Annotated in this window: 20 protein-coding genes and 1 pseudogene; 14 read left to right on the top strand and 7 right to left on the bottom strand. The window is 64.2% G+C overall.

The features are described from left to right. The 5 genes and pseudogenes from AU465_RS26355 to AU465_RS26375 form a co-directional block, all read left to right on the top strand. Window positions 1-144 (top strand): annotated as a pseudogene (locus AU465_RS26355) (DUF4126 domain-containing protein); the annotation flags it as partial. Then, window positions 141-1,517, top strand: coding sequence for an FAD-containing oxidoreductase (locus tag AU465_RS26360; RefSeq protein WP_192254748.1), 1,377 nt, complete (start codon window positions 141-143; stop codon window positions 1,515-1,517). The pseudogene AU465_RS26355 and the gene AU465_RS26360, both read left to right, overlap by 4 nt. Before the next feature lie 137 nt (window positions 1,518-1,654). Further along, window positions 1,655-2,710: a M14 family metallopeptidase gene (locus AU465_RS26365; RefSeq protein ID WP_192254750.1), complete on the top strand. Its 1,056-nt coding sequence runs from the start codon at window positions 1,655-1,657 to the stop codon at window positions 2,708-2,710. Between the two features lie 237 nt (window positions 2,711-2,947). Beyond that, complete coding sequence (locus AU465_RS26370; RefSeq protein ID WP_192254752.1) at window positions 2,948-5,137, top strand: anthranilate synthase; 2,190 nt, start codon at window positions 2,948-2,950, stop codon at window positions 5,135-5,137. A 12-nt stretch (window positions 5,138-5,149) separates the two neighbouring features. Further along, the gene (locus AU465_RS26375) at window positions 5,150-6,097 is read left to right on the top strand and encodes a cation diffusion facilitator family transporter (protein ID WP_192254754.1); all 948 of its coding nucleotides are present in this window, start codon (window positions 5,150-5,152) and stop codon (window positions 6,095-6,097) included. A 55-nt stretch (window positions 6,098-6,152) separates the two neighbouring features. On the opposite strand, the gene AU465_RS26380 is transcribed toward AU465_RS26375, so the two are convergent. After that, the gene (locus AU465_RS26380; protein WP_192254756.1) at window positions 6,153-6,290 is read right to left on the bottom strand and encodes a hypothetical protein; all 138 of its coding nucleotides are present in this window, start codon (window positions 6,288-6,290) and stop codon (window positions 6,153-6,155) included. Window positions 6,291-6,299: 9 nt separating this feature from the next. Beyond that, on the bottom strand, window positions 6,300-7,370 hold the full coding sequence (locus AU465_RS26385) for a hypothetical protein (RefSeq protein WP_192254758.1): 1,071 nt from the start codon (window positions 7,368-7,370) through the stop codon (window positions 6,300-6,302). A gap of 115 nt (window positions 7,371-7,485) precedes the next feature. On the opposite strand from AU465_RS26385, the gene AU465_RS26390 reads away from it, so the two are divergent. The 3 genes from AU465_RS26390 to AU465_RS26400 all read left to right on the top strand — a co-directional run bounded on the left by AU465_RS26390 (window position 7,486) and on the right by AU465_RS26400 (window position 9,224). Continuing rightward, complete coding sequence (locus AU465_RS26390; protein ID WP_192254760.1) at window positions 7,486-7,920, top strand: DsrE family protein; 435 nt, start codon at window positions 7,486-7,488, stop codon at window positions 7,918-7,920. A gap of 68 nt (window positions 7,921-7,988) precedes the next feature. Further along, on the top strand, window positions 7,989-8,774 hold the full coding sequence (locus AU465_RS26395) for an SDR family NAD(P)-dependent oxidoreductase (protein ID WP_192254762.1): 786 nt from the start codon (window positions 7,989-7,991) through the stop codon (window positions 8,772-8,774). A gap of 141 nt (window positions 8,775-8,915) precedes the next feature. Further along, window positions 8,916-9,224 (top strand): putative quinol monooxygenase, encoded by a 309-nt coding sequence (locus tag AU465_RS26400; protein WP_192254764.1) that lies wholly within the window; start codon window positions 8,916-8,918, stop codon window positions 9,222-9,224. 36 nt (window positions 9,225-9,260) lie between these two features. On the opposite strand, the gene AU465_RS26405 is transcribed toward AU465_RS26400, so the two are convergent. Next, complete coding sequence (locus tag AU465_RS26405) at window positions 9,261-10,445, bottom strand: helix-turn-helix transcriptional regulator (RefSeq protein WP_192254766.1); 1,185 nt, start codon at window positions 10,443-10,445, stop codon at window positions 9,261-9,263. Between the two features lie 56 nt (window positions 10,446-10,501). On the opposite strand from AU465_RS26405, the gene AU465_RS26410 reads away from it, so the two are divergent. From AU465_RS26410 to AU465_RS26430, 5 genes are all read left to right on the top strand, one after another. Beyond that, window positions 10,502-11,593: a YadA-like family protein gene (locus tag AU465_RS26410; protein ID WP_192254768.1), complete on the top strand. Its 1,092-nt coding sequence runs from the start codon at window positions 10,502-10,504 to the stop codon at window positions 11,591-11,593. Between the two features lie 24 nt (window positions 11,594-11,617). Continuing rightward, on the top strand, window positions 11,618-12,289 hold the full coding sequence (locus AU465_RS26415; RefSeq protein ID WP_246506433.1) for a hypothetical protein: 672 nt from the start codon (window positions 11,618-11,620) through the stop codon (window positions 12,287-12,289). A gap of 104 nt (window positions 12,290-12,393) precedes the next feature. Then, complete coding sequence (locus tag AU465_RS26420; RefSeq protein WP_192254770.1) at window positions 12,394-13,494, top strand: AbrB family protein; 1,101 nt, start codon at window positions 12,394-12,396, stop codon at window positions 13,492-13,494. A 47-nt stretch (window positions 13,495-13,541) separates the two neighbouring features. Then, window positions 13,542-14,294: an SDR family NAD(P)-dependent oxidoreductase gene (locus AU465_RS26425; protein ID WP_192254986.1), complete on the top strand. Its 753-nt coding sequence runs from the start codon at window positions 13,542-13,544 to the stop codon at window positions 14,292-14,294. Window positions 14,295-14,489: 195 nt separating this feature from the next. Beyond that, window positions 14,490-16,568, top strand: coding sequence for a TonB-dependent siderophore receptor (locus AU465_RS26430; protein WP_246506435.1), 2,079 nt, complete (start codon window positions 14,490-14,492; stop codon window positions 16,566-16,568). Window positions 16,569-16,625: 57 nt separating this feature from the next. Here the strand turns inward: AU465_RS26430 and AU465_RS26435 are convergent, their stop codons facing one another. The 4 genes from AU465_RS26435 to AU465_RS26450 form a co-directional block, all read right to left on the bottom strand. Next, window positions 16,626-17,738, bottom strand: coding sequence for a siderophore-interacting protein (locus tag AU465_RS26435; protein ID WP_246506438.1), 1,113 nt, complete (start codon window positions 17,736-17,738; stop codon window positions 16,626-16,628). Between the two features lie 122 nt (window positions 17,739-17,860). Beyond that, on the bottom strand, window positions 17,861-18,175 hold the full coding sequence (locus AU465_RS26440; protein ID WP_192254774.1) for a nuclear transport factor 2 family protein: 315 nt from the start codon (window positions 18,173-18,175) through the stop codon (window positions 17,861-17,863). Continuing rightward, window positions 18,175-18,951 carry an esterase family protein gene (locus AU465_RS26445; RefSeq protein ID WP_192254776.1) on the bottom strand — a complete coding sequence of 259 codons (777 nt, stop codon included), beginning with the start codon at window positions 18,949-18,951 and terminating at the stop codon, window positions 18,175-18,177. Before AU465_RS26445 ends, AU465_RS26440 begins: the two co-directional genes overlap by 1 nt. A gap of 4 nt (window positions 18,952-18,955) precedes the next feature. Next, on the bottom strand, window positions 18,956-20,122 hold the full coding sequence (locus AU465_RS26450) for an ATP-grasp domain-containing protein (RefSeq protein ID WP_192254777.1): 1,167 nt from the start codon (window positions 20,120-20,122) through the stop codon (window positions 18,956-18,958). A 406-nt stretch (window positions 20,123-20,528) separates the two neighbouring features. Here AU465_RS26450 and leuA point away from each other — a divergent pair, with 406 nt between their 5' ends. Next, entirely contained in the window at window positions 20,529-22,268 is a 1,740-nt protein-coding gene (gene leuA, locus AU465_RS26455) for a 2-isopropylmalate synthase (RefSeq protein WP_376774904.1), read from the top strand. Window positions 22,269-22,413 lie beyond the last annotated feature (145 nt).

The following is a 22,413-nucleotide window of genomic DNA, read 5'->3' on the forward strand; positions in this document are numbered from 1 at the left end:
ATCGGCGCGGTGATCGGCACGCTGGGCGGCGCCGAAGCGCGCGGCCGGCTGGCTGCCGCCTTCGGCAAGGATCCGCCCGCCGCCTTCATCGAGGACGCGGTTGCCATCGTCGGCGGCCTGCTCATCGTGGCGGCGGTCGCATGAGCGTGAAGAGTTTCGACGCTATCGTCATCGGCGCCGGCCAGGCCGGCCCGCCTCTCGCCGGCCGGCTCGACGCCGCCGGCATGAGCGTGGCGCTGGTCGAACGCAAGTTTGTCGGCGGCACCTGCGTCAACACCGGCTGCATGCCGACCAAGACGATGGTGGCGAGCGCCTATGCGGCGCATCTCGCCCGCCGCGCCGCCGACTATGGCGTTGCACTCTCCGGTTCGGTGGGGGTCGATTACACGAGGATCAAGGCGCGCAAGGACAAGGTGACCAACGACGCCCGCGGCAACCTGGAAAGCTGGATCGCCGGGATGAAGGGCTGCACGCTCTATCGCGGCCACGCCCGCTTCGTATCCGCCAACGCCGTTCGCGTCGGCGACGATCTTCTGACCGCGCCAAAGATCTTCCTCAACACCGGCGGCCGTGCCTCGGTGCCCGACCTGCCCGGCGTCAACGACATCCCCTACCTCACCAATTCATCGATGATGGACCTCGATGTGCTGCCCAGCCATCTCATCGTCGTCGGCGGCAGCTACATCTCGCTCGAATTCGCGCAGATGTTCCGCCGCTTCGGCTCCGAGGTCACCGTTATCGAGAAGGCGCCGCGGCTGACCGGGCGCGAGGACGAGGACGTCTCGGCCGCCATCCAGTCGATCCTCGAAAACGAAGGCATCACCGTCCATGTCGGCGCCGACGACATCGGCTTCGCCAAAAAGGGCAACGAGATCGCCGTGACCTTCTCCGCCGGCAAGCCGCCGGCCGTCGGCTCGCATGTGCTGCTGGCGCTCGGGCGCGTTCCCAATACCGACGATCTCGGCCTCGACAAGGCCGGCGTCGAGGTCGACCAGCGCGGCTACATCGTCGTCGACGAACAGTTGCGCACCAATGTGCCCGGCATCTGGGCGATGGGCGACTGCAACGGCAAGGGCGCCTTCACCCACACCTCCTACAACGACTACGAGATCGTCGCCGCCAACCTCTTCGACAATGACCCGCGCAAGGTGAGCGACCGCATCGAGGCCTATGCGCTCTACATCGATCCGCCGCTCGGCCGCTGCGGCATGACCGAGGCCGCGGTGAAGAAATCGGGGCGCCGCGCGCTTGTCGGCCAGCGGCCGATGACCCGCGTCGGCCGCGCCATCGAAAAGGGCGAGACGCAAGGCTTCATGAAGATCCTGGCCGACGCCGACACCGGAGAGATCCTCGGCTGCTCGGTGCTCGGACCGGGCGGCGACGAGGCGATCCACTGCGTGCTCGACCTCATGTACGCCAAGGCGCCGATCAAAACGCTCGCGCGCGCCATGCACATCCACCCCAACGTCTCCGAGCTTCTGCCGACCATCGCCCAGGAGCTGAAGCCGCTGGTCTGAAGCCTGGGGTCAGCCACCCTCCCGTTCGCCGGTCTCGCCAGCGAATTGTTCGACCTGCGCCGACGGTCGGACAGGCTGGACCACTCGACAGCCCTGCCGCAAACATGCATGTCTGGCCTCTCTATTGGAGGCCCCTTATGCAAAAGACGATCGAGCGCATTGCCGGCGACAGCGAAGGCGTTGCTTACGAATTTCCGGTTTTCCGCTTCGAGGGCGCGGACAAGGCGGCTTCGAGCGCCTACCTGCAAGCAGCGCTTCATGCCGGCGAATTGCCCGGCGTCGTCGCCATCGACGCGCTGATGCCTATGCTTGCCAAGGCGGAAGCGGAAGGCCGGATCAGGGGCGCCATCACCGTCGTACCTTGGGCCAATCCGATCGGCCGGGCCCAATATCATTTCGGCGAGCACCAGGGCCGCTTCAACCTCGGCACCCGCACCAATTTCAACCGCGCCTTCCCGCTGCTTGCCGCGCCGGACGCCAAGCTTTTGCCGGATGTCAGCCTCGGCGGCGCCGATCGCCGGCTGAAGAACCGGCTGGTCCAGCTCTCGCTCGGCAACGACATCGTCGTCGACCTCCACTGCGACGACGAAGGCCTTGCCTATCTCTACATCCACACCAGCCTGTGGCCGCATATGGCCGACTGCGCGGCCGCCATGGGCGCCGATGCCGTGGTGTTGTGGAGCGAGGACAGCAGCGGCACCTTCGAGGGCGCCTCGATCATGCCTTATCAGAATGTGCCTTCGAGTGTTGCGCGCTTCGACCGCCGCGTTGCCACCACCGTCGAATACCGTGGCATGCTGGACGTCGACGGTGCTTTGGCCGCCTCCGATGCCGCCGGCCTCTACCGCTTGCTGGTGACGCGCGGCGTCATCCAGGATGCTTCCGTTCCGAAGGCGAGCAACTTCGCCGGCGCCGTCGTGCCGCTGGAAAACATCGACATGATGCCGTCGCCCAAGGCCGGCGCCATCCTCTACGACGTCAAGCCCGGCGACCGCGTTGACAAGGGTGACAGGCTGGCGACAATCGTCCATACGCCGGGCGAAATCGACGGCCGCACCGAGGTGTTCGCGCCGCAGTCGGGCTTCATCCTGACTCGCCGTTCGCGCCGCATCATCCGCGCCGGCGAGGATCTGCTGAAGCTCGCCGGCGACAAGAAGAGCGACGACGCGCGCTCCGGCACGCTGGAGGACTGACACCGTCAGTCCTTCACCATCTGCGTGAAATCCAGTTGCGCGGCCGGCCATTCGCCGCTATGGGAGTCGCCATGAACATGCGTTCGAACAAGACCGTTTGGTGGTGGGCTCGCTGACAGCGGCCGGTTCGAACGCGCGTGCGTAAAGAGAGGGTGGCCGCAACGGAATGTCCGGGCGGCCATTTGTTTTTTCAAGCCATTCCCGGGTCCGTTGCCCAAAACGCTGATGGAGACGGCAATGACGACTAAAGTTCTGGACAACGGGGCCGAGCGCTTCGTCACCGCGGGCGGGGTGACGATCACCCGCGAACGCCATGACCAGCCCTATGAAGGCGCGATCGACGCCTATGTCGATGGCCTGAATTCGCGCCGCGGCGCGGTGTTTTCCTCCAATTACGAGTATCCGGGCCGCTACACGCGCTGGGACACAGCCATCATCGACCCGCCGCTTGTGATTTCGGCGCGCGGCCGCGCCATGCGCATCGAGGCGCTGAATGCCCGCGGCGAAGCGCTGCTGCCGGTGATCGGCAAGACGCTCGCGGCGCTGAGCGAAGTGACGATCGCCGAGGCCTCGAAAAAGCTCATCCGCCTCGATGTCGCAAAGCCCGGCCGCGTCTTCACCGAAGAGGAGCGCAGCCGCGTTCCGTCCGTCTTCACGGTGCTGCGCGCCATCACGGCTTTGTTCAAGACCGCCGAGGACGCCAATCTCGGCCTTTACGGTGCCTTCGGCTACGATCTCGCCTTCCAGTTCGATCCGGTCGACTACAAACTCGAGCGCAAGCAGAGCCAGCGCGACCTCGTGCTGTTCCTGCCCGACGAGATCCTGGTCGTCGACCATTATTCGACCAAAGCCTGGACGGATCGTTACGACTATTCCGGCGAAGGGTTTTCGACCGAAGGTCTGCCGCGCGACGGCGCCGCCGAGCCGTTCAGGACCGCCGACCGCATCCCGCCGCGCGGCGACCACGAGCCGGGCGAATATGCGAACCTGGTGCGGCGCGCCATGGAGAGCTTCAAGCGCGGCGATCTTTTCGAGGTCGTGCCCGGCCAGATGTTCTACGAGCGCTGCGAGACCCAGCCCTCCGACATTTCGCGCAAGCTGAAAATGATCAACCCCTCCCCCTATTCCTTCTTCATCAATCTCGGCGAAAACGAATATCTGATCGGCGCCTCGCCGGAGATGTTCGTGCGTGTAAACGGCCGGCGCGTCGAAACCTGCCCGATCTCGGGCACCATCAAGCGCGGCGACGACGCCATCTCCGACTCAGAACAGATCCTGAAGCTGCTCAACTCCAAGAAGGACGAGTCCGAGCTCACCATGTGCTCGGACGTGGACCGCAACGACAAGTCGCGGGTCTGCGAACCTGGATCGGTGCGCGTCATCGGCCGCCGCCAGATCGAGATGTATTCGCGCCTGATCCACACCGTCGACCACATCGAGGGGCGGCTGCGCGAAGGCATGGACGCCTTCGACGCCTTCCTGTCGCACGCCTGGGCGGTCACCGTCACCGGCGCGCCGAAACTCTGGGCCATGCGCTTCATCGAGCAGAACGAGAAGAGCCCGCGCGCCTGGTATGGCGGCGCGATCGGCATGGTCAACTTCAACGGCGACATGAACACCGGGCTGACGCTGCGCACCATCCGCATCAAGGACGGCATCGCCGAAGTGCGCGCCGGCGCCACATTGCTCTTCGACAGCGTTCCCGAGGAAGAAGAAGCCGAAACCGAATTGAAGGCATCCGCCATGCTCTCCGCCATCCGCGACGCCAAGACCGGCAACGCCGCAGGCACCGAGCGCACCACCGCGCGCGTCGGCGACGGCGTCAACATCCTGCTCGTCGACCATGAGGACTCCTTCGTCCACACTTTAGCCAACTACTTCCGCCAGACCGGCGCCAATGTCTCGACCGTGCGCACACCGGTACCGGAAGAGGTCTTCGAGCGGCTGAAGCCCGATCTCGTTGTGCTCTCGCCCGGCCCGGGCACGCCGAAGGACTTCGACTGCGCCGCCACCATCAGACGAGCGCGGGCGCGCGACCTGCCGGTTTTCGGCGTCTGCCTTGGCCTGCAGGCGCTGGCCGAAGCCTATGGCGGCGAGTTGCGGCAGTTGCACATCCCGATGCACGGCAAGCCCTCGCGCATCCGCGTCTCGAAGCCGGGCATCATCTTCTCTGGGCTTCCGAAGGAAGTGACGGTCGGCCGCTACCATTCGATCTTCGCCGACCCGGTGCGCCTGCCTGACGGTTTCGTGGTGACGGCCGAGACCGAGGACGGCGTCATCATGGCCTTCGAGCATCGCAAGGAGCCGATCGCCGCCGTGCAGTTCCACCCGGAATCGATCATGACGCTCGGCCACAATGCCGGCATGCGCATCATCGAGAACATCGTTGCGCATCTGCCGCGCAAGGCCAAGGAGAAGGCCGCCTAGGGCGGCGATGGGATGAACGCGGCGACCACGATGACGACAGCGGAGACAAAGGCGGCGGCCAGGCAAAAGGTCGCCACCCTTGCCTTCTGGTCGATCGTCGTCGCCGGCATTGTGCTCGCTCTCAAGGTCGTCGCCTGGTACATCACCGGCTCCGTCGCCCTTTATTCGGACGCGGCGGAATCGATCGTCAACGTCATCGCGTCGGCCGCCGCTTTCTGGGCGATCCAGGTCAGCTATAAGCCCGCCGACCAGGACCATCCCTTCGGCCATCACAAGGCCGAGTATTTGTCGGCCGTGCTAGAAGGAGTGCTGATTGTTGTCGCTGCTCTCCTGATTCTCGACGAGGTCTGGCGATCCTGGCAGCACCCCGCCCCGCTGGAACATCCTTGGAAAGGCCTTGCGGTCAACGGCGTGGCGACCATCATCAACGCAATCTGGGCATGGATCCTGATCAGCTCCGGCCGGAACGCGAAGTCGCCGGCTCTGGTTGCCGACGGCCAGCACATCATGACTGACGTGGTGACGTCCGTCGGTGTGTTCGGCGGCCTTGTCGGCGCCGTGCTCACCGGCTGGCAGATCCTCGACCCGGCGCTTGCCGTAATCGTCGCGCTCAACATCCTCTGGCAGGGCTGGCACGTCATCGGCTCGTCGATGAACGGGCTGATGGATCGCGCCGTCGACACCCAGGAGCACATGCAGATCCGCGACATCATCTCGGCCAATTCGAAAGGCGCGATGGAGGTGCATGACTTGAAGACGCGCATCGCCGGGCGCGCCACCTTCATCGAGTTCCACCTGGTCGTCGACGCCGACATGACGGTCGGCGCCAGCCACGTCATCTGCGACCGCATCGAGGATGCGCTGAAGGCCGAGATTCCTTCGGTCCGCGTCACCATCCATGTCGAGCCGGATGACGAGGCGAAGCTGCCGAAAGGCACCACGGCGGTGCCTTTCGCCTGAAGTTCACCAGTCTGAGTCTTCATCCATACGATAGCGGCCAGGGGGCCCAGGGCGATCAACTGAAGACGTCGTCGAGAGCGGGCCGCAACTGTTCTGCTGACCTTTCCAGCGCCGCCGCGACAAAGTCGTCATCAAGCGTCCCGATCACATGATCGAGCCAGTTCCAATCCTGCGAAAGATCTTCTTCAGCCATTGGCAAACCTCATGGCGTGCAGGCCGGCTGCGGCATCGGATTGAGCCTATAGATCTTGTCGTCTGATTTCGTCTTGCCGCCCGCTGCCTTCGCGCAGAGATCGACGATGGCAAGCGCGTTGTTGGGGTTGGCCAGCATCATCGTACCGCTGGCGCCGCGCTTGAGGAAAATCTCCTTCTGCGAGATGTCGCAGGCAAAATCGCTCATCTTCGAGCTGGCCGAACAGCGCCACTGATCGGCCTCGCCCTGGCAGGAATAGGTCTGCGTGACCTTGGCGCCCTTCTGCCTTGTCGTCATCGAGATAGCGATATCGGCGCCGTCGGGCCAGTTGGCGGTATCACCGCCGGCGACGAAGGCAGCGAGCTCGATCGGGCCGCGGAAAACGCGGATCGACTGCGTCATCTGGTCGGGATGCGATTTCAGATGCGCGTCGTCGTAGTCGCGGCCGTAGCAGAAAGGCTGGTCGGGCTTCAGCCGCTCGCGCAGCGGAGCCCCCAGCGCCGGGTCGATCGGATCGATGCGCGCGAACTCTGCCTTGCAGGTGTCAGCCGGCATCGGATCGAGGCGGAAATTGTCGTCCTCGCTGCCCAATGCCTGCTCGTTGTACTTCGCCTTGCCGAGATCCTCCTCCGCGCCGGCGTCGAGATACACGTCAGGCTGCACGTTGGAGAGGATCAGCCGACCCTTGTCGTCGACCTTCAGCGAGGCGAGCGTGCGATCGCATTCCATGCCGCAGCGGATGCCGCTCGCCTTATCGCTCGGATCCTCTTTGTTGCACCAGCCGGCCGCCCATTCCGGCTTCCTGGCGCCGCGCACCGTGGTGGTGAGAAAGCCGTTATAGGCTGCGTTACCGATCGTGCTCGGCTCCTCGTTCGGCCGGCTCACCGGGTCATGGCCATAGTAGAAAAAGATGCGCGCCACCTTCTGGTGCGGATGCGCCTTGAGGTGGGCGCTATCGTAGACGCGGCCGAAGCAGGCGTCGGCGCTGTTGGGGCTGAGTTCGGGAAGCTTGGGCGCATCATCGGCAAGCGCCGCGCCGACAAAAAACAACGCGGCACCCAGCGCCGCGCCCCCCGTCACGACGTCATGTGATCCTCTCCTCGCACCGACAGGACGTGACCGAGATTTATGCTAGTCTAGGTCCGCAGCCTCAGCCACGCAAATTGTGTGCAAGCCGGCAGCAGAGGAGGATGCGATGTTGCGCCGTGACATTTTCCGTGCCGGCCTTGCTGGAGTGGCCGGCCTTTTCGGTCTGCCCCAAGCGAATGCCGCCACCGCCGAGGACAGGCTGAAGGTCGCCTATCATCTCAGCGACGCCGATAAGGTCAATTTCGTCCTCGGCAACATTAAGAACCATTATGAGGGCACCGGCGGCAATGTCGAGATCGTGCTGGTCGTGCACGGTCCGGCCCTCGCGGCCTTCAAGGCCAAGAGCGCTTCCGGAGCGACGTCCAGCCGGTTTGCCGGCCTCGTTGAGCAGGGGCTCGTGCCGCAGGCCTGCGCCAACACGTTGCGCGGCATGGACATAGCGCTGGTCGACCTGCTCGAAGGCTTCCAGGTCGCCGACAAGGGCGGCGTCGTCAAGCTCGCGGAGCTGCAGCGCCAGGGCTATGTCTATCTTCGGCCCTGATTGCGCGGACTTGAACGCCTGGCCGGCAAGCGTCTACCAATTGCCAGCGCAATCCCGGAGATATCGACATGCCAGCTGATCCGACCACGCTTGTCATCCCGGACCTTGCCGGCAAGGCGGTGCTTGTCACCGGCGCCTCGACCGGGATCGGCGCCGCGCTTGCCCAGGCCTATGCCCGGCAGAACTGCCGTGTCGCCCTGCACTACAATTCGAGTCGGGAAGCCGCGGAGGGCGTCGCCAAAACCATCCGTGACGGCGGCGGCGAGGTGTTCCTGACCCAGGGCGATTTTTCGGTTTCCCCCGACGTCGAGCGCGTGGTCGAGGAGAGCGCACAACATTTCGGCCGGCTCGACGGGTTGGTCAACAATGCCGGCGGCATGCTCGGCCGCGTCGCTTATGCCGACCAGACCGAAGCGCATTACGACGCGGTGATGGATCTCAACGCGCGATCGGTGCTGACCGCCTCGAGCAAGGCGATCCCTTGGCTGAAGCGCCAGGGCGGCTTCATCATCAACACCTCCTCGATCGCCGCGCGCAACGGCGCCGGCGGCGGCGCCGGCCTCTACGGCTCGTCCAAGGCCTTCGTATCCAATGTGACGCGGGGCATGGCAAAAGAGCTGATCGGCTTCGGCATCCGCGTCAACGCCGTGGCGCCCGGCACCATTTTGACCCCGTTCCACGAACGCTACTCAAGCGCCGAGCAGATGAAGGCCATGGTCGCGACCATCCCGCAAGGCCGCGCCGGGACCGCCGAGGATTGCGTCGGCGCCTATCTGTTCCTGTCCTCCAGCCTCTTGAGCGGCTACATCATCGGCCAGGTGATCGAGGTCAATGGCGGCCAGTTGATGCAGTGAGCCGAGACCGGCATACTCTCCGCGCAACCTGATGCAGGTCGCCTAAAAGTGCGCAGCGGTTTTGGGACAACGACCTGCATAAATGAGATTTGATGCGCTTGGCGTTTGGTCAAACGCCAGGCGCTGAAGGGGAGACAGGGAATGTTCGGACTGATCGGCAAGATGCGGGCGGCACGCGGGCAGCGCGACGCGGTCATGGATGTGCTGCGTGAGACGACCGGCGCCCTGCCCGGCTGCCTGAGCTACATCATCGCCACAGACCCGGCCGATGCCGACGCGATCTGGGTCACCGAAGTGTGGACCGACCAGGCAAGCCACAAGGCCTCGCTGCAATTGCCGCAAGTCCAGGCGGCGATCGCCAAGGCGCGTCCTTTCATCGCCGGCTTCGAATTCCAGATCGAGACCCATCCGGTCGGCGGCTTTGGCCTTCCAGATCAAAAGACGGGCTGAAGCCCAGCACGCGTCGACGGTTGCCCGCAGGTATTGCTATCGTGCGCTTCGCTGGCGGATTGGCGGCATGAGGCGCCTGACGAGCGCAACGAGATCTCCCTGCCGCGACACGCCCATCTTGGCAAAGATGTGCTCGCGATGCGTTCTGGCCGTCGCTTCGCTGACTTGCAGTGCCGCCGCGGCCTTGCTGAGCGTCGCCCCGGCCATCAATTGCTCGAGCTGGCGTGTCTCGGCGGGAGTTAATCCAAACATGCGGGCGACTGTCCCGAGCTCGGTCGGCAGAGCGGCTGCGTCGCGTGTGATGAAGACCGCGGCGGTGGCCTGGGGCATGAGCCGGGTCCTGCGGTGGCCGCGCGCGAGCGGCAGGATATGAGCGACGGCTGCCTTATGATCGACGTCGCCGAGGGGCACGCCCACCCCTGTCGCGGGGACCCTCGTTTCATCGGCCTGGGCGACCGCGATGGCCTTGAGCAATTCTTCAGATATCTGGTTATTCGTGGCGGCCAGATAGCCGCCGGACGACAGGATCGGTGATCTGGCATCGAGCATGCGGCGAGCCGTTTCGTTGGTGTGCAGAATGCGCCCCTCCTCGGCCACAATGACGACACCAACCGTCACGCTGTCGAGCGTCGCTCCGAGAGCCTGCTGCTCCAGGCTTTTCATATCCATGAGATCGCCTATCGCCACCGCGCGGCGGATGTGCGGGGCAAGCAGCCGCAAGACGGCAATGTCCTCCTCCGTCACCAAGCCGTAGTGCTCGTGCCGCGAAAGCGACAGCAGTCCAAGCCTGTCAGCCTGGCGTATCACAATGAGGCTCAGGGCATCGACGATACCTTGAGGCTTCGCCCATTCCTTGTAGTAGCGGCTCTCATAGGGTTCCACGATCTCGCGGCTTGGCGCGCTTGGTTCGCCAAGACCATGGCTGCGGGCCAGGAATTCGTTTTGGAGTTGTGCGATCTCTTCGGCATGCGCCGGAAGGCGGGCGAGCCAAATGGGATCGTGGTTCCAGCTATGCGCGGACCGAACTTCCGACCTTTCCAGGTCCGTCACGACGAGCATGCCGGCGAAGCAGTTCGTGGCATCTCCGACGGCGCGGATTGCCTCCGGCCATAAGGTCGGATCGAGGGTGCAGTCGTAGATCAATCCGATCAGGTCGGCGAGACGCTCACGTGTCAGAGGCTGCCAGGTTCCGTCACTGCGAAACTGTTGCTGCTGCTCCATAGCCCCCTTCCCGGCCGAGATGCGCTCTAAAATTGAGCCTATCGGACGAACATCCGATGCGCCAGCGCTTCGCGCTTGAGATTAAGAGGCGGAAAAAAGGGGCCCGCGCCGCCCGAAGATGCGGCGATTCTTCGCTTGAGGGGATCATGATTTCGACTTGGAACGTCTTTGAGGGTCATGCCGGCCGCAGCAGCGGTGCACTGCTCTTGGCATTGTTTCTATCAATGTCCTTTTCGTGGATGACGCCAGCTTCGGCACAGGTTTCCCTGGGCGGAGATGCGGGGGACACAGAGAACGCGGTCTGTAGCTTTAACGGAAGCGTCGGTATCGTAATCAATTCAGATTGCTCGGATGCTGACACTGATGCTTTCACTCCCGCGCCATCCATCAAAGTTGGCCCCACTGGCAGCCAGATCAACTTGGACGCATCGACGGGAGAGGCCACCTTCGGCGCGCAAGCGACGTTTAACGCCTATGTAAACCTCAACGGGACGACCCAAATCAACGCGGCGATCATCGAAGGGGGCATATTCAGCAACAACCTGTCGGTCTCGAGTGGTGCGACCATCAACATGGGCGGCAATCGCATCACGAATGTCGGCACGCCGACGGCCGCAACGGATGCGGCCACGAAGGCCTATGTCGACAGTCTGGCAGGTATCGGCGCGGCGAAGGACACCGAGCAGGACGGCAGGCTCGACGGCGTCGAGGCCAAGAACGTCGAGCAGGATGGCCGGCTCGATGGCCACGACACGATGCTGGCCGCACATCAGGGGACGCTTGACACCCACACGCTCCAGATCACCGACCTCGACAGTCGGGTGACGACAAACACGCAGGACATCGCCAACCTCGACAACCGGGTGACCGGTCTGGAAGCCAGCGTCGGGGAAGGTTTCGCCAGGCTGGACGGGCGCGTCGACCGGGCATTCGTGGGCGCGGCCATGGCGATGGCGATGGCCGCACCGGCGATGCCATCGGACAAGAACTATGCCGTCTCCATCAACTGGGGCGATTTCGAGGGAAAGAACGCCTTCGCCGGCACCGCCCAGGCGCGTATCAGCGAAAGCTTCATGATCCATGGCGGCATCGGCGTCGGCTCGTCCGGCACGGTAGGCGGCCGCGCCGGCCTGACCTACGCCTGGTGACTTGCGACCGGCCCCGACGGCGCAATGCAGTCGCCTGCCCCCGGTCCGAAAGCCAATAGCGACCCGATGAAGCCGAACCTGCCCCGCCTCCTGCTCGCCATAGCACTGCCTCTCGCATTGGCGCAGCCGCTTCCGTCGGCGGCTCAGCAGGAGAAGGCGGCCCAGCAGGAGAAGAAGACGCAACGCGCGGCGAAATCCGCCGGACCGGATCGGCCGAAGCCTGCCAATATCGACAGGAACGGCGTGCTGATCCTGGTGCGGTCCGCGCTGCTGGCGGTCGACCAGGCGAACAAGACCGGCAACTACACCGTGCTGCGCGACCTCGGCGCCCCGGGCCTCCAGGCCAACACCGCCGCGCAGCTGGCCGAGATATTCGCCAGCCAGCGCAAACGAGGCATCGACCTCGCCGGCGTCGCCGTGCTGGAGCCGCAGCTGACCTTGCTGCCGCAGATCGAGACCAACGGCATGCTGCACATGGCGGGCTTCTTCCCATCCGTACCCCTGCGGCTGAACTTCGAGCTGCTTTTCGCTCCCGCCGACCACCAGTGGAAGCTCTTCGGCATCTCGGTCGATCTCGGTAACAACAGCCCTCAGGCGCCGGACAGTCCCCAGGCTCCGGCCCCGGCAGCAGCAGCCGAAACGCCGGTGGCGCCTGCTGCCGTCATCACCACAAAACAAAAAGGCGGCACCAACTAGGAGTGTGGCTCATCGTTTCACGGGATCGCTTTATCTCTGTTCTGACGCAAATCCGGCCCGAAAATCGTTTCACACTTTTCCCGGAATTGCTCTAAGAGCCGGGTATGGACTCCTCGCCGGAACAATCGTCCCCGGACCAACCGCTCGTCGAACGCATGGCGCGATTGCGCCCGCCGCGGCAGTGGCTGGTGCTGGTCGTGTTCTCGCTGCTCCTTGCCGGCGCGCTGGAATTGGCCGCCCTGCCGGCGGCGCTGCTGATCGGCCCGATGATGGCCGCGATCCTTGCCGGCACCAACGGCGCCACGGTGCGCGTGCCCCGCCCGCTGTTCGGCTCCGCCCAGGCTGTGGTTGGCTGCCTGGTGGCGAATTCGATCTCGGTCGACATCTTTCCGGTCTTCTACGCCGAATGGGCGCTCTTCTTCGCGGTGGTGATCGCCACCGTCGCCGCCTCCAGCCTGCTTGGCTGGCTGATCAGCCGCTGGCGTATCTTGCCCGGCACCACCGCCGTCTGGGGCTCCTCGCCGGGCGCGGCCACCGCCATGGTGCTGATGGCCGGCGCCTTCGGCGCGGATCAGCGCCTCGTCGCCTTCATGCAATATCTGCGCGTCATCTTCGTCTCGATGACGGCGGCTCTGGTCGCCAAGATGTGGGTCGACACGTCGGGCGTCGAAGTGCCGCCCATCATCTGGTTTCCGCCGATCGACCCATCGGCCTTCGCCGCCATCGGCATCGCGATCGTCGGCGGCCTGCTCGGAAAGCTGCTGAGGCTGCCTTCGCCCTTCTTCCTCGGCACCTTCATCTTCGGCGCCGTGATCCATCTTGGCTTCGGCGTGCAGATGCAGTTGCCGCCCTGGCTGCTGGCCTTAAGCTACGCGATGGTCGGCTGGTCGATCGGGTTGAACTTCACCCGGCCGATCCTGCGCCACGCGGCACGCGCGCTGCCGCAGATCATCGCCTCGATCGCGGCGCTGATCGCCTTCTGCGGCGGCATGGCCTTCGTCATCAGCCGCGTGCTCGGCATCGACCCGCTGACCGCCTATCTTGCGACCAGCCCCGGCGGCATGGACAGCGTCGCCATCATCGCCGCCGCGGCGCAGAACGTCGATATCTCCTTCGTCATGGCGCTGCAGTCGGCCCGCTTCCTGGTCGTGCTGCTCGTTGGGCCAAGCGTAGCCAAGCTGGTGGCGCGAAACGTCAGGGACTGACACGCAGTATCAATGCAAGGGGGGAGGAGAATACCATGAACCGCCGTTTGAACGTCGTCGATCTCTCTGGCCGTGCCGCCGTGGTGACGGGCGGCGCGCGAGGCATCGGCCTTGCCGTCGCCCGCCGCCTGCTCGTCTCGGGCGCAAGCGTCGCTATCTGGGACATCGACCAGGCCGCGATGACAAGCGCCGTCGCCGAGCTTTCGCCGCTTGGCCGCGTGAAAACCTTCCTTTGCGACCAGTCACAGATCGAGGCGGTCGACCGCGCCGCCACCGAGACCGAGGAGGCGCTTGGGTCTGTCGATCTTCTGGTCAACAATGCCGGCATTGCCGGGCCGGCCGCGACCGTGGTGGACTATGACCCCGCCGCCTGGCGGCAGATCGTCGACATCGACCTCAACGGTGTCTTCTACTGCTGCCGGCGCCTGGTGCCCGGCATGATCGCCCGCAACTACGGCCGCATCGTCAACGTCGCCTCCGTCGCCGGCAAGGAAGGCAATCCCAACGCCGCCGCCTATTCGGCCGCCAAGGCCGGCGTGCTGGCGCTTACCAAGTCGCTCGGCAAGGAGCTCGCCGGCCATGACATCGCCGTCAACGCGCTGACCCCCTCGCCCGCTCGCACCCGCATCCTCGAGCAGCTCACCGAGGCCCAGGTGACCTACATGCTTGGCAAGGTGCCGCGCGGCCGATTCGTCGAGGTGGAGGAGGCAGCGGCGATGGTCGCCTTCATGCTCTCGGACGAGAATTCCTTCACCACCGGCGCCACTTTCGATCTTTCGGGCGGACGCGCCACCTACTGAGGCGACGCCGGAAACTTCAGCTCGCCCCGCATTGCTGCCGCCGGGCGACGGCGTGGCTCCGGTGCAGGCATCAAAAAATACTTGACTCACATACTCATATTTGAGAGCGCGGGAGCGCAATCAAACATGAGAATTGGAGACGAGTTTATGCGCGAGCGGCCCAAGACATGGCGCCCAAAGGGATGGCACCAGACAATGTCATTGCTGGCGGGCACGGCCTTGCTCGGCCAGGCCTGGCCGGCGATTGCGCAGGAGAGCGAAGACGCCACCGTGCTCGGCAAGATCGAGGTGACCGCCGAAAGCAACGAGATCCTGGTTCAGGACGGCTATGTCGCCAAGAAGGATCGTGTCGGCACCAAGGTCGACACGCCGATCGTCAAGATTCCGCAGGCCGTCTCGGTCGTGACGCAGAAGCAGATCGAGGACCAGAAGCCGCGCACGCTGAACGATGCGCTGGGCTATACGGCGAGCGCCAATCCCAACAGCTTCGGCTTCGACACCCGCTACGACGCCTTCTTCCTGCGCGGCTTCCAGGCCTTCTACAACGGCATGTTCCGCGACGGGCTGCGCCAGTACAACGGGCCTTCGGCCTGGTTCAAGACCGAGCCTTACGGCATCGAGGGCGTCACCATCCTGAAGGGCCCGGCATCCTCGCTTTACGGGATCAGCGGCCCAGGCGGCATCGTCAACGTCGTCACCAAGCGGCCCAAGGACGAGCCGTTCCACGAGATCGAATTGCTGGCCGGCGAGCACAACCGCTTCCAGGCGGCCCTGGATGCCTCCGGACCTGTGAATGACGACGACAGCGTCCTCTACCGCTTGACCAGCCTCGGGCGACTGAGCGAAACCGATCTGCCGGCCTATCCCGACGACAAGCTCTATCTGGCGCCGGCCGTCACTTTCAAGCCGGACGAGGACACCAAGCTCACCATCCTCGGCGAATATTCGAAGTCCGTCACCGGCGGCGCCGCGGCCTTCTACAACTCGGCCTATGGCGTGCTGTCGAACGTCTATGAAGGCGACCCGGCCTGGAACGATTTCAGCCAGGATCAGGGCCGCATCGGCTACGAATTCGAGCACCGCGTCAACGATTGGCTGACCGTCCGCCAGAACCTGCGCTACGACGCCGTCGACAGCGACATCGAATATAGCGGCCACTATTCGGTCGGCGCCGACCAGCCGCTGCAGCGCTACTGGGGCCACTATACCGAGAAGATGAAGAACTTCGTCGTCGACAACATGGCGCAGCTCGAATTCGACACCGGCCCTGTGCGGCACACCGCGGTCGGCGGCATCGACTATGCCTGGTCGGATTACGATGCCGGTAGCGGGCTTTCCTATGTCTCGGTCGAAGACATCAAGTCAGCACCCGTTCCCTATTCCGGCGGCCAGCAGATGAACCAGCTCGGGGTCTATCTGCACGACCAGATGGAGTGGAACGATTTCACGCTGTTCACCAGCGGCCGCTATGATTGGGTCGACACCACCTCGACCGCGGCCGATTTCAGCCAGTCGAAGCAGAAGGACAGTGCCTTCTCCGGCCGGCTCGGCCTCTCCTACCGGACCGAATGGGGCATCATCCCCTATGTCAACTATTCGACTTCGTTCTCGCCCAACATCGGCGTCGTCTATGACGATGTCGCCAGCGCTGTCGGCCGCGTCGCCCGCCCGACGATTGCGACGCAGAAGGAGGTCGGCGTCAAATACGAGGTCCCGGATTACAACGCGACCGTCAGCGCCGCGTTGTTCGACATCGACCAGAAGGACGGCGTCGTCTTCGACGCCTCGACCGGCATCAACAAGCAGCGTCAGCTCGATCTCACCTCGCGCGGCGTCGAATTGGAAGCCAATGCCTCGCTCGACAACGGCTTCAGCGTCATCGCCTCCTACACCTATCTGCGCGTGAAGATCGAACGCGGCGCCGAAGGCACCGCCGGCAAGGAACTGTCGGCGACGCCGAACCACATCCTGTCGCTCTGGGGCCACTACCAGTTCGAAAACGGCACGCTGGAGGGGCTCGGGCTCGGCGCCGGCGTGCGCTTTGCCGGCGCCAGCTATGGCGACGACACCAACACCTTCAAGAACGATGCGCGCGCCTTCGTCGACGCCTCTGTGTCCTATGATTTCGGCTACCGCAATCCGAAGCTCGAAGGGGTCAAGCTGCAGGTCAACGCCAAGAACCTGTTCGACAACCGGCAGACCATCTGCTCGGCCGGCTATTGCTACCGCGACGAAGGTCGCTCGCTGTTCGGCAGCCTGCGCTATCGCTTCTGAGGCCTCGCTGGTAGTTGAGAAACGGGCGGCGAGCACAAATCCACATTCGTGGATTGTCTATTCCTCGCCGTTCCCGTCCTCGCCTTGCGCGCCCCGGCGCCAATAGGCGGTGACCAGATGTCCGTCGCGCGGCAGGCCCCATTCCTTGCGCACGATCCTGCGGATCTCGCGAAAATCGGCGAATTCGCATCCGGCCCAGACATAGAGATCGTCGGCCGTGTGGTCGCGCTGGCGAAGCGCCGCCGCCAGCAGACCTGCGCTGCCGGCATCGCGGCCGCGCCGGTAGAGCCACCGGACGGCGATGTTATCGCCCGCCGTCAGCGCGATCCGGTCCTCCGGACCATCGACCTCGATCAAGGCCTCGGCGCGGGTCGATGGCGCAAGCTCCTCCAGGATCCTGCCGATGGCGGGGAGCGCGGTATCGTCGCCGACCAGAAGCAGGTCTTGCGCCTCCGGCACGCCACCGCCGCCGGGGCCGATCATGCCGATCACGTTGCCCGCCCGCGCATTCTGCGCGAAAGCCGCGGCCGGCGTTTCGGTGCCGGGATGCAGCACGAAGTCGACGTCGAGCCAGCCGCCGGCGACATTGAGCGCGCGGATCGTGTAGACGCGGACGGTGAGCGTGTCCTCGCCCGACGGCCACACGATCATTCCGTCGGCGCCCATCGAGGGCCACACCGGCTGCCGTCCAGCAGGGGGCAGCAATAGTCGTACGTGCAGCCCGCCATGGGCGAAGCGGCCGAGGTCGCGACCGGAGAAGCGGACGCGCTGCATATGCGGCGACAGCCGTGTCGTGGATTGCACGGTAATCTCGCGGAAGAAGACGGGCGTGCCGGCATCCTTGCCGTCGCCTTGCCAGCGCAGGCCGCCAGTGGTCCCTAGCTGCCCGGCGATATGACCCGCGACGATCATCTTCATGTAAGACAGGCAGGTCTCGTCTTGCGCCGCGACCCGGATCAGTGCGCCGCCATCTTCGAGTGTGGCGTGGAGGGAGCCGTAATGCATGCGGAGCTGCCACTGATCCGTGGTCGCGCTATCGACCTCGCAGTCACAGTGCTCGGCGCGCAGCCTGTCCATGACCGCCCGGATGGCGTCGTTGCGGATATGGGTTTGCGCGCTGAGCTGAACCATCGCCAGGCCTTTCGACAAGGGTTGAGGCGATACGGCCATCAGGGCCGACGCCATCGTCAGGCGGGCATGCCACAGCGCCGGCGGCCTTTCCACAAAAAGATGACAATGTAAGTCATATTTTTGAAAACTGGCCGCCAACCGATGAACTGACGGAACGGATTTCAGGCGATGGTCAGGCTCGCGATCAGGTCGCCCTCGAGCGTGAAGGTCATGTCGCCTTCGCCTTTGAAGCCGTTGCCGGCCACCTTGATGCGCACATGCCAGGCACCGTCCGACTGCGCGATGGTGACGATGTCGAGGTGGGACTGCACGCCGATATTGTCAGACTGGTTCCAGCGCGCGATCCCCTCGCGTCCGCGGAACGAGCGGCCCCAGTCGGTGAGCAAGGCATCGGCGGTGAAGGTTTCGAGAAAGGCCCCGGTGTCGCCGGCATTGGTGGCTTCGACAAAGCGGCGGATCGGATCGGGCGTGGCCATCAATCGATCCGGTGCATCAGGTCGTCGTCCAGCCAGCGGCCGAAGAAATAGACGAGCTGCTTGTGCCACCACGGCCAGTCATGGCTGACGTCGCCGCCCCAATAGTCGACCCAGGCCTGGATGGATTTGTCACGCAGCACCTGCTCCAGTTCGCGCGTTTCCACAAGCATGCGCTCTTCCCAGGCGCCCTGTCCGCAGCAGAAGATCAGCCTGAGCGCCCTCAGCCGGCCAAGCAGTTTCTGATCGACGATACCCGGCAGGTAGTCGAGCGGCGAGTTGAAGAAGATGCTGCCGTCGAGCGCCCGGCCGAAGAAGTCGCGGGTGGAATAGACGCCGGAGAGCGAGATCACGCCGCTCGCCAGTTCCGGAAAGCGGAAGACGAAGTTCGATGAGTGATAGCCGCCCATCGAGCAGCCGCAGAACAGCGGCTTGAGAGTGCGCCCGCCATTGGCCTTGGTAGCGACCGCCTGCAGTTCCGGCAGCGCCTCTTCCCGCACATAGCGGAAATAGGCCTCGTGACGGGCGATGCGATGAGTAGGGTCGCCATGCTTGTCGAAGAAGGATTCCGAATCGATGCCGTCGAGCGTGAACAGCTGGATGCGGCCGGTGTCGATAAATTCGGCAAGTGCTGCGACGCCGCCCGAATCCTCAAACTGATAGAAGCGCCCCTGCGAGGTCGGGAACACCACCACCGGCCGCCCGGCATGGCCGTAGCGCTTGTATTCCATGTCGCGGCCGAGGTTGCGGGCATGGCCGCTGTGATAGGAAACGTCCATCGGCTCACGCCTTTTCCGCGTGGATATAGTCGACCGCATGGCGCAGCGCCTTCGGGTCCTTCGAGCGCATCTGGTAGGCGTAGTTCCCCATGGCGCGGCTGAAAACCTCTTCGATGGCCTGGTGGTGGACGATCTTGTCGCCGTGCGCGGCTAGCACGTCCTCATGGCTGTGCACATAGTCGAGGTGCCGTTTGCGGCTGGCATAGGCGGTGAAATACTCGCCTTTGTAGGGGCCGCCGGCCGCATCCTTCACCACCATGTTTGCCCATTCGGCATAGACGTCTATGTCGAAGGTGTAGTTGATCGCGTCCGTCATCCAGGCGCCGGGCGGGCGCATGTTGACCTCGAGCGCGATGATGCGCTTGTCCCTGGTCTCGAACAGTTCGATGTGGAAGAAGCGTTCCCGCACGTCGAACGCTTTCAGGATCTTGCGTCCCGCCTCCTCGACCGCCGGCGCGATCTCGGGGAAGCAGGTGTAGCTCATGTGGCGATCGCGGTTGACCACTTCCATGACGCTCTGGTCGTAGCGGTGGCTCGCCGCCAGCACCACCTCGCCGTCACGGTTGACCAGCCCGTCGAAGGTCACCACCAGCCCCTCGATGAACTGCTCCATGACGAAGGTGACGCCTTCTGGCTTGTCCCTGAAGAACTGGTCGAGCTCCTTCGCGTTGGAGATCTTGAACGTGTTCGAGGCGCCGGAGCCCGAGTCCGGCTTCACCACCACCGGGTAGCCGACGCGGCGGATGAAGGTCATGGCGCCGGCGCGGTCCGAGCATTTCCGTTGCGGAATGGTCTCGACGCCGCTCTTGCGGAAGAAGGCGCGCATGCGGCTCTTGCGCTTCAGATTCTTCACGAAATCGAGCTTGGTGCCGAAGATGTTGAAGTCGGTGCGGATGTTGGCTTCGAGTTCCAGCCAGTGCTCGTTCAAGGACTCGAAGCGGTCGATGCGGCCCCATTTGTGGATGAAATGCCCCATCGCCCGGAACACGGCATCGTAGTCTTCCATGTCCGCGACGCGATAATATTCCGTCAGCGCAGCCTTGAGCTTGCCGCTCAGCGTCTCATAGGGCGCATCGCCGATGCCGAGCACGGTGGCGCCGGCCTTCTTCAGCCGGTCGCAGAAATCGGCGCCGTTGGCTGGAAAATGCGGCGAGAAGAACACGAAATTCATGCACGGCCTCCCCCTGGGATCAGGTCCTCCGGAAGCGAGTGTGACGCATTTGCCTGATGCGGGGAAGAGCCTGGGCCTCGCGCGGTCGGGCCGGCACTTGCCTCCAGATGCCCGCTCCTGTAAGAGAGCCGGCATGACCACGCGCACCCGCTCCGTCGCTTCTCCTCGCTCCGGCTTTGCCGGCGAGACCGTGCGCGCGCTCGCTTCGACCCTGCTTCTTCTCGGCCTTATCGGCGATCGCCGGGTTCGCTGAAGGAGCGCCCGGCGGTCGAAAACCGCCCGCTCGAGGCGCATGCTCCTTGGCCAGAAATGGCAAGTCACATCAAGCGAACGAAACTTTGGTAAAGGCGCCGCTCGGCACCAATCCGCCTGAGGGCGGTCTCACGAGCCGCCGGGAGAAACGACAATGAACAGAAGAGAAGCAATCCGCGCCGGCGAGGCCGAAACGGGCGCGCAAGGGCCCGGGCAGATGCCGGACGCAGCCCGCAAATATCAGCCCTACCCGACCGTCAACCTCGCCGATCGTACCTGGCCATCGAAGGTGATCGACAAGGCGCCGATCTGGTGCTCGGTCGACCTGCGCGACGGTAACCAGGCCCTGATCGACCCGATGGGCCACGAGCGCAAGGCGCGCATGTTCGGGCTGCTCATCGACATGGGCTTCAAGGAGATCGAGATCGGCTTTCCGTCGGCCTCGCAGACCGACTTCGACTTTGCCCGCTGGTGCATCGAGGAAGGCGGCGTGCCGAGCGATGTCTCGTTGCAGGTGCTGGTGCAGTGCCGGCCCGAACTGATCACGCGGACCTTCGAAGCGCTCAAGGGCGCGCATCGCCCGATCGTGCATTTCTACAACTCGACCAGTGAGCTGCAGCGCCGCGTCGTCTTCGAGAAAGACGTCGCCGGCATCAAGCGCATCGCCACCGACGCCGCCAAGATGATCACCGACATGGCCGCCAAGGCCGGCGGCGGCTTCCGTTTCGAATACTCGCCGGAGAGCTTTACCGGCACCGAGCTGGAGGTTGCGCTGGAGATCTGCAACGCCGTCACCGAAATCGTAAAGCCGACGGACAACAACAAGCTGATCATTAACCTGCCGTCGACGGTCGAGATGTCGACGCCCAACGTCTATGCCGACCGCATCGAGTGGATGTGCCGCAATCTCGACAATCGCGACAAGCTGATCGTCTCGCTGCATCCCCACAACGACCGCGGCACCGGCATCGCCACCACCGAGCTCGGCCTGATGGCCGGCGCCGACCGCGTCGAGGGCACGCTGTTCGGCAATGGCGAGCGCACCGGCAATGTCGACATCGTCACCTTGGCGCTGAACATGTACACGCAAGGGGTCGATCCCGGGCTGGACTGTTCCGACATCAACCGGATGAAGGATGTCTACGAATACTCGAACCAGCTGAAGATCCCGGAGCGCCATCCTTACGTCGGCGAACTGGTCTACACCGCTTTCTCCGGCTCGCACCAGGATGCCATCAACAAGGGCATGAAGGCGCTGCGCAAGGCCAACACGCCGCTCTGGGAAGTGCCCTATCTGCCGATCGACCCCGCCGATGTCGGCCGCACCTATGAGGCGATCATCCGCATCAACTCGCAGTCCGGCAAGGGCGGCATCGCCTATGTGCTGCAGGCCGATTACGGCCTCAACCTGCCGCGCAACCTGCAGATCGAGTTCAGCCAGGACATCCAGACGATCACCGACGCCGAGGGCAAGGAAGTGCCGGCCAAGCGCATCCACGAGCGCTTTCTCGAAGCCTATGTCGACCAGCCTGGCGCGCGGCTAAAATTCCTCGACCATCGCACCTATCCGGACACCGAGGTGAAGGGCCGTCGCGTGGTCGAGGCGGAGATCCGCGACAACGGCAAAGAAGTGACCATCACCGGTTCCGGCACTGGCCCGATCGACGGCTTTGTCGATGCGCTTTCGCGCCATGTCGGCGTCGAGATGTCGGTGCTCGACTATTCCGAACACTCCTTGCAGCGCGGCTCGAATGCCTCGGCCATCTCCTATGTCGAGATGGAACATCCAGGCGGCAAGCTGTTCGGCGCAGGCATAAACACCAACATCGTCGCCGCCTCGCTGGAGGCCGTGGTCTCGGCCGCCAACCGCATCCTCGGCCGCAGGGCCGGCTGACCCTCGACCTTTGGCGGCGCGTTCAGCGGACGCGCCGTGCTTTAAAAACGCGCACGATTTCCCTGCCATTCATTAACCGGCAGGGAAATTTGCGGTGGCTTACGCGATCGCATAACAGAAGCATTCTTGTGCCGCGGCGTGAGCG

The sequence above is a fragment of the Mesorhizobium silamurunense genome (genome assembly GCF_014843905.1).
GTDB lineage: Bacteria > Pseudomonadota > Alphaproteobacteria > Rhizobiales > Rhizobiaceae > Mesorhizobium > Mesorhizobium silamurunense.

What these genes read in the sequence shown, in the direction of transcription:
- AU465_RS26360 (WP_192254748.1), top strand. Translation starts at nt 141, where the DNA reads ATGAGCGTGAAGAGTTTCGACGCTATCGTCATCGGCGCCGGCCAGGCC.
- AU465_RS26365 (WP_192254750.1), top strand. Translation starts at nt 1,655, where the DNA reads ATGCAAAAGACGATCGAGCGCATTGCCGGCGACAGCGAAGGCGTTGCT.
- AU465_RS26370 (WP_192254752.1), top strand. Translation starts at nt 2,948, where the DNA reads ATGACGACTAAAGTTCTGGACAACGGGGCCGAGCGCTTCGTCACCGCG.
- AU465_RS26375 (WP_192254754.1), top strand. Translation starts at nt 5,150, where the DNA reads ATGAACGCGGCGACCACGATGACGACAGCGGAGACAAAGGCGGCGGCC.
- AU465_RS26380 (WP_192254756.1), bottom strand. Translation starts at nt 6,290, where the DNA reads ATGGCTGAAGAAGATCTTTCGCAGGATTGGAACTGGCTCGATCATGTG.
- AU465_RS26390 (WP_192254760.1), top strand. Translation starts at nt 7,486, where the DNA reads ATGTTGCGCCGTGACATTTTCCGTGCCGGCCTTGCTGGAGTGGCCGGC.
- AU465_RS26395 (WP_192254762.1), top strand. Translation starts at nt 7,989, where the DNA reads ATGCCAGCTGATCCGACCACGCTTGTCATCCCGGACCTTGCCGGCAAG.
- AU465_RS26400 (WP_192254764.1), top strand. Translation starts at nt 8,916, where the DNA reads ATGTTCGGACTGATCGGCAAGATGCGGGCGGCACGCGGGCAGCGCGAC.
- AU465_RS26405 (WP_192254766.1), bottom strand. Translation starts at nt 10,445, where the DNA reads ATGGAGCAGCAGCAACAGTTTCGCAGTGACGGAACCTGGCAGCCTCTG.
- AU465_RS26410 (WP_192254768.1), top strand. Translation starts at nt 10,502, where the DNA reads ATGCGCCAGCGCTTCGCGCTTGAGATTAAGAGGCGGAAAAAAGGGGCC.
- AU465_RS26415 (WP_246506433.1), top strand. Translation starts at nt 11,618, where the DNA reads ATGCAGTCGCCTGCCCCCGGTCCGAAAGCCAATAGCGACCCGATGAAG.
- AU465_RS26420 (WP_192254770.1), top strand. Translation starts at nt 12,394, where the DNA reads ATGGACTCCTCGCCGGAACAATCGTCCCCGGACCAACCGCTCGTCGAA.
- AU465_RS26430 (WP_246506435.1), top strand. Translation starts at nt 14,490, where the DNA reads ATGTCATTGCTGGCGGGCACGGCCTTGCTCGGCCAGGCCTGGCCGGCG.
- AU465_RS26435 (WP_246506438.1), bottom strand. Translation starts at nt 17,738, where the DNA reads ATGGCCGTATCGCCTCAACCCTTGTCGAAAGGCCTGGCGATGGTTCAG.
- AU465_RS26440 (WP_192254774.1), bottom strand. Translation starts at nt 18,175, where the DNA reads ATGGCCACGCCCGATCCGATCCGCCGCTTTGTCGAAGCCACCAATGCC.
- AU465_RS26445 (WP_192254776.1), bottom strand. Translation starts at nt 18,951, where the DNA reads ATGGACGTTTCCTATCACAGCGGCCATGCCCGCAACCTCGGCCGCGAC.
- AU465_RS26450 (WP_192254777.1), bottom strand. Translation starts at nt 20,122, where the DNA reads ATGAATTTCGTGTTCTTCTCGCCGCATTTTCCAGCCAACGGCGCCGAT.
- leuA (WP_376774904.1), top strand. Translation starts at nt 20,529, where the DNA reads ATGAACAGAAGAGAAGCAATCCGCGCCGGCGAGGCCGAAACGGGCGCG.